The organism is Halococcus sp. AFM35, from assembly GCF_051195015.1.
Taxonomy (GTDB): Archaea; Halobacteriota; Halobacteria; order Halobacteriales; family Halococcaceae; genus Halococcus.
The window spans coordinates 68,486-84,926 of sequence record NZ_JBNTJU010000006.1 but is presented as its reverse complement, the minus strand read 5'-3'; the positions used below and the strand labels follow the sequence as shown (position 1 = coordinate 84,926).

General features: G+C 63.8%; 18 protein-coding genes and 1 pseudogene. 11 read left to right on the top strand and 8 right to left on the bottom strand.

Annotated elements, in window-relative coordinates:
• The first annotated feature begins 86 nt into the window (after window positions 1-86).
• Both ACQUQO_RS06705 and ACQUQO_RS06700 read left to right on the top strand, forming a co-directional pair.
• Window positions 87-857, top strand: coding sequence for an SDR family NAD(P)-dependent oxidoreductase (locus tag ACQUQO_RS06705; protein WP_435077194.1), 771 nt, complete (start codon window positions 87-89; stop codon window positions 855-857).
• Entirely contained in the window at window positions 857-1,870 is a 1,014-nt protein-coding gene (locus ACQUQO_RS06700) for a TIGR04024 family LLM class F420-dependent oxidoreductase (protein ID WP_435077193.1), read from the top strand. Before ACQUQO_RS06705 ends, ACQUQO_RS06700 begins: the two co-directional genes overlap by 1 nt.
• Window positions 1,871-1,995: 125 nt before the next feature.
• Here the strand turns inward: ACQUQO_RS06700 and ACQUQO_RS06695 are convergent, their stop codons facing one another.
• The 6 genes from ACQUQO_RS06695 to ACQUQO_RS06670 form a co-directional block, all read right to left on the bottom strand.
• Window positions 1,996-3,033 carry a DNA-methyltransferase gene (locus ACQUQO_RS06695; protein ID WP_435077192.1) on the bottom strand — a complete coding sequence of 346 codons (1,038 nt, stop codon included), beginning with the start codon at window positions 3,031-3,033 and terminating at the stop codon, window positions 1,996-1,998.
• A 58-nt stretch (window positions 3,034-3,091) separates the two neighbouring features.
• Window positions 3,092-3,634, bottom strand: a complete 543-nt coding sequence (gene msrA / locus ACQUQO_RS06690; RefSeq protein ID WP_435077191.1) for a peptide-methionine (S)-S-oxide reductase MsrA — start codon at window positions 3,632-3,634, stop codon at window positions 3,092-3,094.
• Between the two features lie 109 nt (window positions 3,635-3,743).
• Window positions 3,744-4,592: a sugar phosphate isomerase/epimerase family protein gene (locus tag ACQUQO_RS06685; RefSeq protein WP_435077190.1), complete on the bottom strand. Its 849-nt coding sequence runs from the start codon at window positions 4,590-4,592 to the stop codon at window positions 3,744-3,746.
• 44 nt (window positions 4,593-4,636) lie between these two features.
• Window positions 4,637-5,563: a UbiA family prenyltransferase gene (locus ACQUQO_RS06680; protein WP_435077189.1), complete on the bottom strand. Its 927-nt coding sequence runs from the start codon at window positions 5,561-5,563 to the stop codon at window positions 4,637-4,639.
• On the bottom strand, window positions 5,554-6,384 hold the full coding sequence (locus ACQUQO_RS06675) for a sugar phosphate isomerase/epimerase family protein (RefSeq protein ID WP_435077188.1): 831 nt from the start codon (window positions 6,382-6,384) through the stop codon (window positions 5,554-5,556). The genes ACQUQO_RS06680 and ACQUQO_RS06675 overlap by 10 nt, the downstream gene beginning before the upstream one ends.
• On the bottom strand, window positions 6,381-7,181 hold the full coding sequence (locus ACQUQO_RS06670) for a TatD family hydrolase (protein WP_435077187.1): 801 nt from the start codon (window positions 7,179-7,181) through the stop codon (window positions 6,381-6,383). The genes ACQUQO_RS06675 and ACQUQO_RS06670 overlap by 4 nt, the downstream gene beginning before the upstream one ends.
• A 519-nt stretch (window positions 7,182-7,700) precedes the next feature.
• Here ACQUQO_RS06670 and ACQUQO_RS06665 point away from each other — a divergent pair.
• Together ACQUQO_RS06665 and ACQUQO_RS06660 are read left to right on the top strand one after the other, a co-directional pair.
• Window positions 7,701-8,978, top strand: a complete 1,278-nt coding sequence (locus ACQUQO_RS06665) for an inositol-3-phosphate synthase (RefSeq protein WP_435077186.1) — start codon at window positions 7,701-7,703, stop codon at window positions 8,976-8,978.
• Window positions 8,975-10,321: an alkaline phosphatase family protein gene (locus ACQUQO_RS06660; protein WP_435077185.1), complete on the top strand. Its 1,347-nt coding sequence runs from the start codon at window positions 8,975-8,977 to the stop codon at window positions 10,319-10,321. Before ACQUQO_RS06665 ends, ACQUQO_RS06660 begins: the two co-directional genes overlap by 4 nt.
• A gap of 119 nt (window positions 10,322-10,440) precedes the next feature.
• On the opposite strand, the gene ACQUQO_RS06655 is transcribed toward ACQUQO_RS06660, so the two are convergent.
• A complete protein-coding gene (locus ACQUQO_RS06655) occupies window positions 10,441-10,827 on the bottom strand; it encodes a hypothetical protein (RefSeq protein ID WP_435077184.1) in 387 nt (128 codons plus the stop codon).
• A 2-nt stretch (window positions 10,828-10,829) separates the two neighbouring features.
• Here ACQUQO_RS06655 and ACQUQO_RS06650 point away from each other — a divergent pair.
• From ACQUQO_RS06650 to hcsS, 3 genes and pseudogenes are all read left to right on the top strand, one after another.
• Window positions 10,830-11,634, top strand: a pseudogene (locus ACQUQO_RS06650) (ArsA-related P-loop ATPase); the annotation flags it as partial.
• Window positions 11,631-11,999: a halo-CC-star protein HcsL gene (hcsL, locus tag ACQUQO_RS06645; RefSeq protein WP_435077183.1), complete on the top strand. Its 369-nt coding sequence runs from the start codon at window positions 11,631-11,633 to the stop codon at window positions 11,997-11,999. The pseudogene ACQUQO_RS06650 and the gene hcsL, both read left to right, overlap by 4 nt.
• A complete protein-coding gene (hcsS, locus tag ACQUQO_RS06640; protein WP_435077182.1) occupies window positions 11,996-12,187 on the top strand; it encodes a halo-CC-star protein HcsS in 192 nt (63 codons plus the stop codon). Before hcsL ends, hcsS begins: the two co-directional genes overlap by 4 nt.
• Before the next feature lie 255 nt (window positions 12,188-12,442).
• Here the strand turns inward: hcsS and ACQUQO_RS06635 are convergent, their stop codons facing one another.
• Window positions 12,443-12,868 (bottom strand): helix-turn-helix domain-containing protein, encoded by a 426-nt coding sequence (locus ACQUQO_RS06635; protein ID WP_435077181.1) that lies wholly within the window; start codon window positions 12,866-12,868, stop codon window positions 12,443-12,445.
• A 375-nt stretch (window positions 12,869-13,243) separates the two neighbouring features.
• Between ACQUQO_RS06635 and ACQUQO_RS06630 the strand changes: the two genes are divergently transcribed.
• Genes ACQUQO_RS06630 through ACQUQO_RS06615 form a run of 4 tightly spaced genes read left to right on the top strand, consistent with a single transcriptional unit; the run spans window position 13,244 to window position 16,300 of the window.
• On the top strand, window positions 13,244-14,485 hold the full coding sequence (locus ACQUQO_RS06630; protein WP_435077180.1) for an ABC transporter substrate-binding protein: 1,242 nt from the start codon (window positions 13,244-13,246) through the stop codon (window positions 14,483-14,485).
• Window positions 14,482-15,336, top strand: a complete 855-nt coding sequence (locus tag ACQUQO_RS06625; RefSeq protein ID WP_435077179.1) for an ABC transporter permease — start codon at window positions 14,482-14,484, stop codon at window positions 15,334-15,336. Before ACQUQO_RS06630 ends, ACQUQO_RS06625 begins: the two co-directional genes overlap by 4 nt.
• Window positions 15,333-15,548: a hypothetical protein gene (locus ACQUQO_RS06620; protein WP_435077178.1), complete on the top strand. Its 216-nt coding sequence runs from the start codon at window positions 15,333-15,335 to the stop codon at window positions 15,546-15,548. The genes ACQUQO_RS06625 and ACQUQO_RS06620 overlap by 4 nt, the downstream gene beginning before the upstream one ends.
• Window positions 15,548-16,300 (top strand): ABC transporter permease, encoded by a 753-nt coding sequence (locus tag ACQUQO_RS06615; protein WP_435077177.1) that lies wholly within the window; start codon window positions 15,548-15,550, stop codon window positions 16,298-16,300. Before ACQUQO_RS06620 ends, ACQUQO_RS06615 begins: the two co-directional genes overlap by 1 nt.
• The last annotated feature ends 141 nt before the right edge of the window (window positions 16,301-16,441 follow it).

The following is a 16,441-nucleotide window of genomic DNA, read 5'->3' as shown; positions in this document are numbered from 1 at the left end:
TCACTGTCATCGATGGTGACGGCGGGATTTATTAGTATGCCATCGGTAACAGGTGGTGTGATGAGAACCACCACGCGGAGGCTGCGATGACCACCGAACAGTTCAGCGTCGCCGGCGACACCGTCCTCGTCACGGGCGCATCGAGCGGTATCGGGCGAGCCATCGCCGAACGCTTCGCCGACGACGGGGCCGAGGTCGTCGTCTGCTCGCGCGAACAGGACAACGTCGACCCCGTCGCAGACGAAATCGAAGAGGCCGGCGGGTCGGCGCTGGCCGTCGAGTGCGATGTCCGAGAACGCGATTCGGTCGAGGCATTGGTCGAGGCAACAGTCGAGGAGTTCGGCGGGCTCGACACGCTCGTGAACAACGCGGGCGCGAGCTTCATGGCGAACTTCGAGGGTATCTCCGAGAACGGGTGGAAGACCATCGTCGACATCAACCTGCACGGAACCTACCACTGCACGCAGGTCGCCGGCGAGGTGATGCGCGAGGCCGGTGGCGGTACGATTGTGAACTTCGCCAGCGTCGCCGGTCAGGAGGGTGCACCCTATATGAGTCACTACGCCGCCGCCAAAGCGGGCGTGGTGAACCTCACTTCGACGCTCGCCTACGAGTGGGCCGACGACGGCGTCCGCGTGAACTGCATCGCACCCGGATTCGTCGCCACGCCCGGGGTGGCAAGTCAGATGGGCGTCACCGCCGACGAAATCAGTAGGGACGAGGTGGACCGCAAGATCGGCACGAGCGAGGAGATCGCCGACGTCGCCCAGTTCCTTGCCAGCCCCGCCTCGTCGTATCTCACTGGCGAGACCATCACCGCCCGTGGCGTGCCCGACATCATGGAATCGCCCGAGTGATGACCGACCGCGACGTGTTCCTCCCGGTGGGCGCACAGCCGAGCATCGACGCGCTCTGCGAGCAGGCCGAGCGCGCCGAAGAACTGGGCTACAATCGGGCGTGGCTGCCCGAGACGTGGGGCCGCGATGCCGTGACGGTGCTCACGTCAATCGCCCACCGCACCGACGACATCGGCATCGGCACCTCGATTCTCCCGATTTACTCGCGGTCACCAGTCCTGCTCGGCCAGACCGCCGCCACCCTGCAAGAAGTTTCGGACGGGCGCTTTCGGCTGGGTCTCGGGCCGTCGGGACCCATCGTCATCGAGAACTGGCACGGCGTCGAGTATGGCAACCCGCTGCGTCGAACGCGCGAGACCGTCGAAATCGTGAAAGCAGTGCTCGCGGGCGAGGAAATCGAGTACGACGGCGAGTATTTCGACCTCTCTGGCTTTCGCCTGCGGTGTGAGCCACCGGAGACCCCACCGGAAGTCGATGCGGCCGGTATGGGTCCAAAGAGTGTGGAACTCGCGGGGCGCTTCGCCGACGGCTGGCACGCGCTCATGCTCACCCGCGAGGGGGTCCGCGAGCGCCTCAACGACCTCCGTCGCGGGGCGGACCTCGCGGACCGCGACCCCGACGACGTGCGCGTGACGCTCTCGCTGACCTGTGCAGCACTCGAAAACGGCGAGCGCGCCCGCGAGTCCGTCCGTCAGCATCTCGCCTTCTACGTTGGGGGGATGGGCACCTTCTACCGGGACAGCCTCGCGCGCAGCGGCCACGAGGCGACCGCCGAAGAGATCTACGACTACTGGCAGGCCGGCGAGCGCGAGGCGGCGATGGCGGCCATCGATGACGAACTGCTCGATGCCATCGCGGTCGCCGGTACGCCCGAGCACGCCCGCGAGCGATTCGGGCGCTTCGCCGCCATCGATGGCGTGGATACGGTTTCGGTGTCGTTCCCGCGGGACGCGAGCCGTGAGGAAATCGAAGCGACCACCGCGGCGCTGGCTCCCGAAGCGCTTCCGCCATAACCGGTCCAAATCGTCACCGATCCGCCGCCGGAGCGGTGACAGGCACCGACGATGGGCGAATCAGGCGGAGAGAGGTGAGCCGACGACTGAGCGACCCGACGACGAACCGCTCGAACGGGCTTGGTTCAGCCGGTATCGATGGGTTCGTGAACGGCGCGGTAGCCGTCGTCGGTCTCAGTTAGGCTCTCGACCGCGTAGAGGCGCATCGGTCGTTCCTGTCTCGTGGTGACGGGAAAGTCGTAGTGGGTGGCCTCGTATTCGAAGCTCTCCGGGCCGTGCTCGTCGACGAACGCGCGGTGGTCGTCGAGCCGCTGACGACCGACGGTCCGAGAAACGGATGGAACGTCGGCCACGGAGCCTTCGAAGACGGAGACCAAGGCCGCCTCGCGTTCGTAGCCGATGGAGTCACGGGCGGCAACCATCGCGGCGAGGGACGTGGTTCCCGTCCCCCAGAACGGGTCGAGCACGGTATCCCCGTAGATGCTGTACATGGCGATGAGCCGGCGGGGAATTTCGAGCGGGTAGGCTCCAGAGCGGTCCCGGAGTTCGTCACCGCCGAGCACTTGGAGTTCTCCCGAGACGTCGGTCCAGAGGTCCGAAAACCACCGATTGCGCTCCTCCCAGAAGTACGCGGATTCGTAACGATGCTCGGCGTTCGGTTCGAACCGCCGCGTTCCGCCGTTGCGAAAGACTAGAATATACTCGTGTTCGAGCGTGACGTAGGCGTTCGGCGGGAGCATCCCGCTGCCCATGAACTTCGCGCCCGAGTTGGTCGGCTTTCGCCAGAGGATTTCGGGGAGCGGCTCGAATCCGCGTCCCTCGAAGGCATCGATAACCCGGGAGTGGTTCTGCCAGACGCGAAAACTCCCGTCGACTTTTCGAGTTGCATCACCGACGTTGATGCAGGCGATGCCGCCGTCGACGAGCACACGCGCGAGTTCGTCCCACACCGCATCGAGCTGGTCGTGCATCAGCTCGAACGCCGCTCGTCCCTCGCCCGCGTCGAGATGCTCGCCGATTACAGGGTCAAGCTCGGCGAACGGCTCGTCCCACATCTCGATCATCGGATAGGGTGGCGAGGTGACGACGAGTTCGACACTGTCGTCGTCGACCCCGTCGAGTCGCCGGGAGTCGCCGACGATGACGCGATGGCTGGTCTCCATTGGCGACTCCACTACGCCACCGCTGAAAACGTCCGCGGAGACGGGAGAGCGCCGTTCGTCAGGCCGCGAGCTTCTCGGCGAACTTCTCCCTGACTTTCTCGATTTTCGGCTGGGCGTGAATCGTGCAGTAGGCGTCGTCGGGGTTCTTTGCGTAGTAGTTCTGGTGTTCCTCGCTCGCCTCGTAGAACGTGTCGAGCGGTTCGATTTCGGTCACGACCGAGTCCTCATAGCCACCCTCGGCGTCGAGCGCTTCGACGTAGGCTTCGGCCGTTTCCTGTTGGTCGTCGTTATGGGTGAAGACCGCCGAGCGGTACTGGGTGCCCACATCAGGTCCCTGCCGGTTGAGTTGAGTGGGGTCGTGGACGGTGAAAAACACATCCAAGAGGTCCTCGTAGGCGATGCGCTCGGAGTCGTACTCGACCTGTACGACCTCCGCATGGCCGGTGTCGCCGGTACAGACCTCGCGGTAGGTCGGATTCTCGGTGTGGCCGCCCGCATAGCCCGCGGTCACCTCGCGCACGCCGTCGAGTTCCTCCATCGGGGCCTCGATACACCAGAAACAGCCGCCGGCGAGCGTCGCTTTCTCCGTTTGGGTTGCCATAGGAAGGGTTGGATACGCTCGGGGGAAAACCCATCGGCCACGGGTCGTCGACCGCAGTATCGCGAGTAACGAAAACGCCGCCTCACCCCCGGAAAATCAACTACCCTTCTCAGCAGTACGCCGATAGCGCGTCGTAGGCCTCGCGTGCGGCCGTGTCCGGTTCGCCGGGATACGTATAGAGTTCGAGCGTGGCGAACCCATCATAGCCGATGTCGTCGAGCGCATCGAATATCGCCCGGAAGTCGAGGTCGCCCTCACTGGGGATGCGGTGATAGTGTTTGCCACGAACCCCGCCGACGATGTCCTCGACGTGAACCCCGGTGATGTGTCCCGCACTCCGCCGGATGGCCTCGGCGGGGTCCTCGCCGTAGACGGCCGCATGGCCGACGTCGAGGTTGATTCCGAGCGCGTCGTGGCCGACGTCATCGACGAGCGCGAGGGCTTCCTCGGTGCACTCGACGAGCAGTTCCGGTTCGTACTCGATGCCCACGTCGACACCGCGCTCGTCGGCGTACCCACAGATGGCATCGAGCGAATCGAGCAGGTACTCGTAAGCGCGTTCGGGCGGATTTCCGGGCAACGGGCGGCCGGTGGCGAGACAGACTGCCGGCGCACCAGTTCGAGAGGCGAGGTCGATTGCCCGTTTCGTGTAGTCGATGCGCCACTCCCGCTGCTCGTCGTCGGCCGTGACGACGCTTGGCTCGAAAAAGGAGGACGGCGGTGCGTCATCGTAGTAGCCCGTCGCAGTGTTCGCGTTGACGTTCGAAACGTCGATACCTGTCCCGTCGAGCACCGCCAACAGCTCCTCCCGTTCAGTATCGCCGAACGCGGGGAAGTACGCGTGTGGTTCGTCGCCCAGAATCTCGACACCAGCGTAACCGTAGTCGGCGATGCGCTCGACCGCCTCCGGCAGCGCGTGGCGGGTGTAGGCGTTCGTCGAAAAGGCGAGTTCGACCATACCCGACGAACGACCGCCGACCCGAAACACCTTCCGACAGTGGACTAGGAAACGTCGAAGACACGGGCAAGCCCGACCGCAGGAACGAGGAAGGCGAGCGTGGCGAGCGCCCAGTCGACACCGGCGAGCGCCGCAAAGGCCCCGTCGAGCACGACGAGCGCGAGAACACAGGTCCCGACCGCCGGCCCAACGGTCTTCGGTCGTGGGTCCGTATACGCCGGCCCAAGCGCGCGCCCGGTCCATGCGAGGAAGCCGCCGGCGAGCGCGACCGCGAGCGCACTCCGGGCGAGGGGTGGCCGAGCCATCACGACCATCCCGAGCACTCCAAGGACGGCCAGCACGACGCCGGCAGCCGCCGCCACGACCGCGCCGCGCTCGGTCGTGGCCGCCTCGTTGGCGGCCATGTACGTCACGAGGGCGATATACAGCGCGACGACGACCGGAACGACAAGTCCCCACACCGGGGAGTCGAGACCGTCCACAGCTGTCATCCCGAGCAGTACGTTGAGTCCACGGGCGCTTCCCATCGCGAGAAAACCCGCGGGACCACCCTTGAGAACGCCATCGTAGAGCGCGACGACCGCCGCAAGCGCTGCCGCAAGCACGCCAGCACGCGAGCCGGCCGCCACGAGTGCCACGAGAACGCCGCCGACCAGCAACGCCGCGCCGAGCACGCCCGCCACCCGCCGCGACACCTCGCCGGCGGGAATCGGACGCTCCGGGCGCTCGCGGGCGTCGACTGCCGCATCGAAGTAGTCGTTCAGCGTCGTGCCGCCGGCGTACAGCAACACCGACGCGACCGCGAGACCGGCGAGTGCCGGCAGCGAGACCGATGCGCCTGCGGCCGCGACGAGCGCGCCACCGAGCAGGACATCGGGTGGAGCGCTGAAGAGATTTGGAACGCGCACGAGCGCCGCGACAGCCGCGAGTCGGTCTCGAAGGCGCGACTCGTCCACCCGTCTCAGACCCACCCGCCGTCGTCGAGGTAGGCCATCGCCTCGCGGGCGGTCTCGGCTGCCGTTTCCTCGTAGGGGTAGAGTTCGACCGTCACGAAACCGTCGTAACCCCGCGAGTCGAGCGCGTCGAGGAATCCGTCGATGTCCATCGTGCCGTCGCCGAGTTGGGTGTGTTCGTGACGCCGGTCTGCGGGGATGTCCTCCAGATGAACGTGGTCGACATACTCCGCAAGCCGGTCGAACGCCTCCGTGGGGTCCTCGCCGACGCTGAAGAGATGACCCACATCGAAGTTACACCGAACCCGGGAGTGGTCGATACGCTCGGCGAAGTCCAGGAACTCCGCGGAGGTTTCGATGAGCAACTCTGGTTCGGGTTCGACGTGCAAATCCACACCGACTTCCTCGGCGACCGGCAGGACCTCACGGAGGCTCTCGATGAAGGTTTCGAGCGCCCACTCGCGTGATTCGCTCTCAGGAACAGGTCCACCGGGTTCGATGGAGATGTAGCCATGGCCGAGCGCGGCCGCCGTCCGCAGTGCTGCCTTCGTGTAGTCGATGCGTTGCTGGCGGTAGTCGGGGTCGGTCTCGATGTACGATGGGTGGTGAAACCCCTCGATGGCCGTCAGCATGAACGCGTTGCAGTTGCTGATGGCGAGGTCGTGGTCGTCGAGCGCCTCACGAACCCGCTCGATGTCCGTTTCGTTCGCCTCGGGTGGATAGAGATGGGGCTGGTCGAACAGGAGTTCGATGCCGTCGTAGCCTGCATCGGCGACGATGTCGATGGCTTCGAGTGCGTCGTACTCGCGGAACGCGTTGGCCGAGAAGCCGAATTTCATGGCTCGTACTCGAAGTTCGGCGACTGGTCGAAGAATGCGTAGGGGTTGTCGAATACCACTTTTTTGACTTCCTCGCGGGACCAGCCGCGGTCGAGCATCTTGTCGCGCGCTTTCGGCACTGCGAGCGGGTCAGAGGGGTCCCAGTCGGCGGCGCTGTTGAAGAGCATCTTCTCGGTGCCGTACTCTTCGAGGAGGTCGATTGCCGCCTCGTCTTCGATTTTTCCCGGATAGAGCGTGAATCCGACCCAGCAGTCGGTGGTGAGGGAGGTCTCGATAGTGTCTTCAGTATTGTGGTCGATGACGATGCGTTCCTGTGTGACACCTTCGTCTTCGATGATGTCGACGATGCGCTCGGTGCCTTCGGGTTTGTCGGTGTGGGGCGTGTGGATGATGACGGGGAGTTCGCGCTCCTCGGCCATCCGCAACTGGGTGCGGAAGGCCCACTCCTCGTCGTCGGTGCCCTGGTCGAAGCCGATCTCGCCGAGGCCGACGACGTTTGCGCGGTCGAGGTACTCGGGAACTCGTTCGAGGACCTCCTCGGCCATCTCGCGGTAGTTCGCTTCCTTGGGTTCGAGTCCAATCGTGACGTAGTGGTCCATCCCCCCTGCTCGCTCGGCGCGGTCGGTCTCGAAGTCGATGATCTGCTCGAAGTAATCGAAAAAGGACCCCGCATACTGTTTGTCGGTGCCGCTCCAGAACGCGGGTTCGATGCAGCACTCGATGCCGGCCCTCCGGGCGCGTTCGTAGTCGTCGGCCGAGCGCGAGACCATGTGCATGTGCGGGTCGATTATCTCCATAGCTCCTGTGGGGGTCGAGCGCACTACTATGTACTGATTGTGCTATCGTCGGTTCGTACTCCGCGTACCATCGTCGCGGTGGCGCGCGGGAGCGTGTCGAAGACACGCGACTCGCGCGAGGTCTGCACGAGCGTAGCGAGTGCAGGCTCGTCAGAGTGGTTCGGAAGACGCGTAGCGTCTTCCGTCATCACGGAAGAGCTTCGCTCTTCCGGACGACTTCGCTCTGACGGTGGATGAGCGAACGGAGTCGTTCGAAAGGCGGAGCCTTTCGTGATGACGAGAGAGCGAAGCTCTCTCGAACCATGAACGAATCGGCTGGGGAGGGTGTGGCTGTTGCGGTGCGTGATCAGCCATCGAACATGGTCGATTTTCGACGAGACCGTTACTGTGGAGTAATCTCGATACTGGGCCGTATTCGGTGTTCATATCGCAAAGTAGGTGTGTCTCCGAGCCATCTCAGTAGTAGATGCAGCGACGGAGTTTCGAGTCAATCGAGTCAGGAGAGAACGAATCGCAGCCGTGGCCGGAGAGCGAGCCGAGTGCCGACTCGTCCGGCGGGTGGTCTCCGTGAGTACGGGCACGACCGGCGTCTGGCTCGTCGGCGCGCGCGGGAACGTCGCCACCACGGCGATGGTCGGGGCACGCGCCATCGCCCGCGACGCGACCGATACGACGGGGATGGTCACCGAGCGCGCGCCGTGTGACAGCCTCGACCTACCCTCGGTGGATTCGTTGGTCTTCGGTGGTCACGACGTGCAGACCGGCAGCGTCGTCGAGACCGCAGAGCGACTCAGCGAGCGAAACGGGATTCCCGACCCCACAACGCTCGATGCCGTCCGCGAGGAGTTGGACGCAATCGACGACCGCATCGAGACCGGCACGGCCCGCAACTGCGGGCAGGCGGTTGCGGACCTCGCCGACGAGGGAACCGACGACGCGCTCTCGCTGCGGGAGGTCGTCGAGGACATTCGGAGCGATTACGATGCCTTCCGCGAGGACAACGACGTGGACAGGGTGGTGGTCGTGAACGTCGCTTCCTCGGAGCCGATGCCCGCAGACCCCGAGAAATACGATTCCATCGAGACCATCGAGCGCGCGCTCGATGACGACGACCCGCTGCCGGCGAGTTCGCTGTACGCCTACGCCGCACTCGCCGATGGGCATCCGTTCGTGAACTTCACGCCGAACGCAGCGAACGCACTCGGCGGCCTCCGAGACCTCGCCGAGCGCGAGGGCGTCCCGCACATGGGACGAGATGGCAAGACGGGCGAGACGCTCATGAAGTCCGCGCTCGCGCCGATGTTCGCCGGGCGCAACCTTCGGGTTCGCTCGTGGGAGGGGCACAACATCCTCGGCAACCGGGATGGCGAGGTGCTCGAAGACGACGCGAACAAGGCCGGCAAGCTGGCGAGCAAGGGCGGCGTGCTCGACGGCATCCTCGATGACGACACCCACAACCGGGTGCGCATCGACTACACGCCCGCGCTCGGCGACTGGAAGACCGCGTGGGACGACGTGCGCTTCCGCGGCTTTCTCGATACCGATATGAAACTCCAGTTCACGTGGGAAGGCTCCGATTCGGCGCTCGCCGCACCCCTGGTGCTCGACCTCGCACGGTTGCTCGCCTTTGCCGACGAGCAGGGCGAGAGCGGCTTGCAGCCCCACCTCGCCTCGTTCTTCAAGGACCCGCTCGGTGTCGACGAACACGACCTCTCGGAGCAGTTCGGAATGCTTGCCGAGTACGTCGAAGCCCACACCACACAGCAGGCCGCCATCGGCGCGGAGGGCGAGCGATGAGCGACGCCGGACGGGCCATCGTCCTCGACGTCATCGGTCTCGAACGCGAACATGTCGCGGCCGGCCTCGCGCCGAACATCGCCGACCTCGCGGGCGAGAGTGCGCGCGCTGACCTCCGGTCGCCGTTCCCGGCCGTCACGCTGCCCGTCCAAAGCACGCTCGCGACGGGCCAATCACCCGAAAATCACGGTGACGTGGCGAACGGTGAATACGACAGGGAGAGAGACGAAGTGGCGCTCTGGGAGCGCGAGCGCGAGGAGCGAAACCGCCTCTGGGAGAGCGCGAGCGAGGCGGGACTCACCACGGGCGTGTTCTGCTTCCAGCATCTCATCGGGACGAGCGCGGACGTCGCGCTCACGCCCTCGCCCATCGAGGACGAGGAAAATACCATTCTAGAGATGAACTGCTGGACGAATCCGGATGGTTTCTACGACGACCTCGAAGCCGAGTACGGCCACTTCCCGCTACACAGCTACTGGGGTCCCGGCGCGAACGAGGAATCGACCGCGTGGATTCTCGATGCCGCCCGCGAGGCACTCACTCGCTACGACCCCGACCTGCTGTGGATATACGTCCCCTATCTCGACTACGCCGGACTCGCCCACGGACCGGATAGTGACGAACTCCGCGAGGCAATCGGCGTCGCTGACGACCTCATTGGCGAGTTCGTCGACTTCCTGCGCGACGGCGAGCGCTGGGATGAGACGGTGATAAACGTCGTCAGCGAGTACGGGTTCAACGACGTCGATATGCCTGTGTTCCCGAACCGTGCGCTGCGCGAGACGGGTTTGCTCTCGGTGAAAGACGATGGCGAGGGTGGCGAGGAGGTCGACCTGAAGAACTCGAAAGCGTTCGCGATGGTCGACCACCAAATAACCCACGTCTATGCCGATGAGAGCGTCGTCGGGGAGGCCCGCGAGGCACTCTCCGGACTCGATGGCGTCGAGCGCGTGCTCGGCGACGAAGGGAAAAAAGAGTACGGCGTCGCTCATCCCAACGCTGGCGAACTCGTCTGTGTCGCCGAGCCGTCGGCGTGGTTTCAATACTACTGGTGGCACGACGATGCGAACGCGCCGTACTACGCCCGCGACATGGATATCCACGCGAAACCCGGTTTCGACCCCGTCGAGCTGTTCTTCGGCGAGGAGGGACTGGTCTCGCTGGACGCCTCGAAGGTCGGTGGCTCGCACGGCCGTGCCGACGTCGACGGGTTCTACGGCCTTGGTGGTCCGGCAGCCCCCGACTCGGTGCCCGACGATGTGGACGCCCGCGCGGTCGCGCCGACGCTGACCGACCTGCTCGACGTTGACGTGGCGATGAACTTCGAACACGACGCGCTCTGAGACCCGTTGGTCCCGAAAACACGCTCCGAGTAGTGAAGCGACTGGTAGATGTTCTGCGGGTCAGTTCGATTTCGTATTAACCTGATGTCGGCTAGCTAGATTTGTTATGCACAGACTGGCTATTCATCGAGTGCATCAACCCCGACCCGCTGGGCGAGCCGGGCCGCTCGCGGCGGTCGGATGTCGTGCTCCGCAAGGTCGTCCCACCGCTCGGGAGCGAACACCATTCGGGTCTCGCCCGTGGTCTCCACCTGCCCGTCAGCGAGCACCGTCACGGTGTCAGCCGCCGCACAGACGAGATCCATGTCGTGCTCCACGAGTACCACCGTCTTACCGTCGGCCGTGAGGCGCTCGATAGTGTTTCGAATCCGGTGGCGGGCGGCAGCGTCGAATCCAACCATCGGTTCGTCAAGCAGGACGATCTCCGAATCGAGGACGAGCGCCTCCGCGATGGTGACCAGCCGGCGGCGGCCTCGCGGGAGCAGCGTGGGGTCTCGATTCAGCATGCGTCGTCACGACCGATCCGGCTGCACACCTCGAAGACATCTTCGGCGAGCCAGTCGGCTACGACCCCACGTCAGTGAGTCAGACGAACCTCGATGCGGCCCGTATCGACCAAGAGCAGGCACTCGAAGAGTACCGCACGCAGGTGCTTGATCACGTCCACGAGATGTGAGAGAACAAGAAAGACACCGAGTTGGACGTCGAGGCCGCCATCTCCAACGTTGAGGAAGAACTAGAATATCCATGTGCCGAAGAGATGGCGGCCCTTGAAAAGTTCGTGAGCTACTTCCAGGAAGACGGCTACGACATCGTCGTCTTCGACACTGCCCGACTGGCCATACGCTCCGATTGCTGGAACTGCCCTCGGACTGGAAGGCTTCATGGACTTGGAATCGCTGACGAAGGGAGGCGCTCCTTCGAAAGGCGATCAGTACGACGAAGTCATCGAGACGATGCAAAACCCGACGAAAAGTTCCTTCGCCTTCGTCATGTCCCCTGAATTCACCCCGATGATGGAGGCCTATCGCGCTGCTGAGGACCTCAAAGAGCAGGTCGGTATCGAGACGGCCTTCGTCGTTGCGAACTACCTGCTCCCCGAGGAGTACGGCGACAACACCTTTTTCGCAAATCGACGGGCCCAACAGAAGAAGTATCTCGGCGAAATCAAGGAACGCTTCGAAACGCCGATGATGCTTGCGCCGTTGCGTCGGGACGAGCCGGTCGGATCGGATGAATTGAGCGCGTTCGGTGAAGAGCTTACTGGACTCTCGGAGCTCTCGAAGAAACACGAGGAGGTGATGATCTCATGAGCGAGGTCCAATCAGAAGGGACAGCTGTCGAAGCCGAACTCCGGACGTTCATCGAGACGCTCACCGACTCCGGGACCTATCAACAGTTCAGTGAGGCCAGCGAAGCACTCAAAAACGACCCGGAGGCGTCGGCGTTGCTCCAGGACTTCCAGCAAAAACAGCAACAGATGCAACTCGAGGAATTCGACCAGTCGGTGATGAGCGAACTCAAAGGGCTTCAGACCGAGATAGCCGACAACGAGACCATCCAACGACAGCAGGCTTCCCAGGAAGAGCTCACCGAATTGTTACAGAAGACCAACGATATAATCAGCGATCGGATCGGGCAGGAGTTCGCCCAGTCTACCGGAGGTGGCTGCTGTTGAGCACCACCGAGAGCGACGTTTTGGCTGCCGCCGAAAACCTCGGTGAGGCACTTGCCGACACGCAAGCCGAATCGACGGAATCCGAATTCGAATTCGAACCGCTACTGGAACAGTGCAACGAAGCGATCAGTAACACGACTGGTGTCGAGTACGGCGAGGTCTGCGAGACCAGCAGCGATTGTTGTTGATCTCTGAATTCAGACAGATGGGTTCATTATATTCTAAAAATAAAACTTATATTGACAGCATAAATTTCGCCGAGGGAATGAATGACAAATCGACCTAGCTGAGTTCAGATTCTATCGGAGTATCTACTTCACCGTCTGTTCTTGGGGCAGTGTGCGCGAACGGCTCCACGCCAAAGCTACATAATATAGTGGATATTTGGACCGTCTGCCAACCTGTGGTCCGTATCACGGAACCGGACCGTTTCAGGACGGCTGCTAACTCGGGTCCCGAATCTCGTTGTAGAGGCGGCGCGCGTGGCCCAGCGAGTACGTGACGCCGTACTCTCGTTCGATGTGTCGGCGAACGAGTGCGGGGTTCCACTCCGCGGTCTCGTGACCGTGCTCGTCGGGCGAATCGGCCAGTGCAGCGGCCAGCCGCTCGCGCTGTCGCTCGCCGAGTTTCGGTGGCCGCCCCGGACGATGGTCGTCGGTGATGGCTTCCCGGACCGGCTGCCGTTCGAATCGGTCGAGCCACGAGTAGACCGTCGCTCGCGGGATGTCGTACCGCTCGCTGAGCGTCTCGACGCGGACGCCGTCCGCATAGGCGAGCGCGACCATCAGTCGCTTCGCCGCTTTCGCATCCGAGACGGTAGCGAGCGCCGCCCGTAGCTGGTCGGTGTCGACGTCCGAGAGCTTGTTCATCTCCCATCGAGCGAATCGTCACGAATATATAAATACTTTTGTCCGACATCCGGCTCTCATGCTCCGATACAGTGGACGAACGACCGTCGTTGGCTCGTCAGCCGGTATCGTCCTCACGCACAGCGGATAGGATGACCGATTGCGATAGCGAACTCGACAGTATCGCGGTGCGCTTCGAAAGGCGCTACCGTCCGGGTCGAGTCGACGGGTCGTCATCGACCGTTGCTTGTGCTTGAAGGCAACAGATTTAGATAAGTCAATGCAAAAATATCCAATACGTAACTTACACGACGGGATGGGCGGTTGCCATCCCCGAAGAGGGCTGGCATGGGGCCGGCGGGAACGTATCTGGTGGCAAGCAATGACGATTCATCCATGAAAGACGACTATCGACAACGATTGGCTGGGGTATCGAGCAGCAGTTCCCGACGGCGATTCCTTCGCGGGGCGGCCATCGGGGGAACCGGGCTGTTGGCTGGCTGTCTCGGGTCGGCCAGCGGCACCGGAACGACGCTGACGATGGGCTATCAGCCGTTTTCGGCCCACGCATGGGAGGCACTCATCATGAAACACAGCGACATCCCACAGAAATACCTCCCCGATGGCTACTCCTTGGAGTGGCAGTCGGCCCTGCAGGGTGCGGTCATCGCCAACCGCATCAGCGTCGGGAAGAATCAAGTGGGCTGGATGGGCGACATGCCGGCGCTGGTGACCATCGCCCAGAACGAGACGCCGGCGAGCCTCGTCGGGCTTGCCAACTGGTCGCGCGGCCAACAGTGTAACCTGCTGGTGGTGCCTCGTGGCTCCCCTATTCAGGAGACGTCCGATATCGCCGGTAAGACCGTCGGCGTCACCACAGGTTCCTGCACCCATCGGTACCTCCTCCGACTGCTCGAAGCCGAGAACATCGACGTCACAATCGAGGATACCGGCATCTCGACCATCCTCGCCAACCTCCGTGAGAACCGGATTGCCGCAGGGCTGGGCTGGGAGCCCTCGATTGCCAAATCGGTGTTCCAGGACGAGGTAACGCGATACGTCTCGACCGGTGCGGAGTACGGCGTCATCGACGCTGGCGGCATCCCGATGACCGATAACCTGATCAACAACCACCGCGAGGCCGCGAAAGGAATCCTGAAAGCTGAGCTTGAGTCGACGCGGGTCCTCGCTACCGACCACGAGCGGACGCTCGACCTCGTCGCACAGGAGGAAGACCTCCGGTATTTCGACCGTTCGACGCTCAGATGGGGTGTCTACAAGGACCCGCCAATCGGCGAGGACATTCAACGATTGGAGTATGCGACCGACTACGAGCAGGCGAAGGCCCCGGGACGACTGATGAAGAAGACCGGCCCGCAGTTCCTCACTCGCCTGGGGGCACTCGAAGCGCCGCCGCCGCCCGACCGCTACAAGCCCGAAATCCTCGACGAGGCGGCAGCCGAACTCGACGATGCGGTCAAGTGGTCGCCACGCCGGGCCGGTAACGCCCCGAACACGTCGTTCGAACCGGGTGCCGACAACGCCTCGGGTGAGACCGCTGACAGCGCCTCGGGTGGCGGCAACGTCACCGGTGCGACAAACGCCTCGGGCGGCAACGCCTCCGGAGGACGACGATGAGCACCAGTTCGGTGAGCGAGCGCCTCGTCGAGCAGTTCACCGGATACCTGCCGTCGCCAGTACGCGGTGTTCGCAAGCTCATCTCACTCGTTGGCTTCATCGCGGTCTGGTGGCTGCTGTATCAGTTCGGCGTGCTCAACTTCGAGCACTTCGTCAGCCCCACGACGACCATCGTCGAGTTCGTCGGCGCGCTCGCCGGCCAGCCACTGACCGAGGGTGGCGACACCATCTATCTCCATGCGGTCTACTCGGGTGCGCGGGTCGCGGTCGGCGTCGTGGGGGCGGCGCTGCTCGCCATCCCGCTCGGTCTCGTCGTGGGGACGAGCGACCGCTGGGAGAACCTGCTCTACCCGGCACTCGAAGCGCTTCGTCCCATCCCGCCCATCTCGTGGCTGCCAATCGCCATCATCGTCTTTCCGGCGCTCGCGCTGGGGTCGCTATCGGTGCCGCTGCCCGCGCTGTTCGTGGTGTTCATCGGGGCCTTCTTCCCAATCTTCACGAACACCATCGAGGGCGCACGCACCATCGAGACCGAGTACACGCAGGCGGCGCGCTCGCTCGGGGCCTCCTCGGGCGACGTCTTCCGGCACGTAATCCTGCCGGCGACGCTGCCCTCGATCATCACGGGTCTCTCCCTCGGCATCGGTCTCGGTTGGATCACCGTCGTCGCCGCCGAACTGCTGACTGGCGGGCCGGGACTCGGCTACATCATCATCCAAGGCTCACGACTGCTACAGAATCAGGTCGTCGTCATCGGCATGCTCGCCGTCGGCGCGCTCGGCTACGCCTCTTCGGCGCTCGTCGAGGCGCTCGGTCGCTGGCTGACGCCGTGGTCGATGGAGCAATCATGAGTGAACACGACACCACGACAGACACCGACACGGACGCACAGCGCACCGAGGAGTTCCGCTCGTGGACCGAATCGAGCGGCACCGGGACGGTCAACATCGAGGACCTGACGAAGGTCTACGGCGAGGGCGAGGACGAACTCGTCGCCGTCGACGGCATGGACCTCCACATCGAGGCCGAGCGCGCGATGGAGCAGGCGGAGGGGCGGGCCTGATGGCGTACGAACAGCGCCTCCAACAGGCGGCGTCGCTGCTTTCGATACTGGTCGTCTGGGCGCTCGTGACGATGGTCGTGGAGGTCGTCCCGAGCCTTCCCTCGCCCGTCGAGGTGGGGGTTGCGTTCGTCGATGCGGCCGCCAGCGGCTCGTTCTGGGAGGAAGTCGCCCGCAGCACGTTCCGGGTGTACCTCTCCTTCGTCGTCGCGGCGGTCGTCGCGATTCCGCTGGGACTGCTCATCGGGCGCAGCGAGACCATCTCGGACCTGACGTTCCCGGCGCTCGAAGTGCTTCGGCCGATTCCGCCGATTGCGTGGTATCCGGCGCTGACGATAATCCTGCTCACGCCCGCGAACATCGTCCGGTTCATCATCTTTCTGGCGGCCTTCTTCCCGATACTGCTGAACACCGTCGAGGGCGTGCGCGGCGTCGAGGAGGAGTACCCGCAGGCGGCGCGCTCGCTCGGGGCCTCACAAACGCAGACGCTGCGACACGTGATTTTGCCGGGCGCGCTCCCGTCGATATACACGGGGCTGGTGAACGCGATGGGGCTGGCGTGGGTGAGCCTCGTCGCCGCCGAGTTGCTGTCGAGCAGCGGTCTCGGCTACTTCATCTGGAACGCCTTCACCGCGGGCGCGTACTCGAACATCATCGTCGGGATGATAGCGGTCGGCGTGTTGGGCTATGGCTCCTCGGCGCTGCTCCGCCGGCTCGGCTCGCGCCGGATAGCGTGGCTCCAGACCACCGGCTGATTCCCTCCGTGAGGACACTCGGGGTGATTCGTCGGTTTCGGGCGACCGCTGTCGCCGTCGGGAGCTTCACTTTCGCTCCGGTTTGCCCAGATTTATGACTCGCCGCGTGGGCGCTATCACTATCGTGTCGATTCGTCCGCC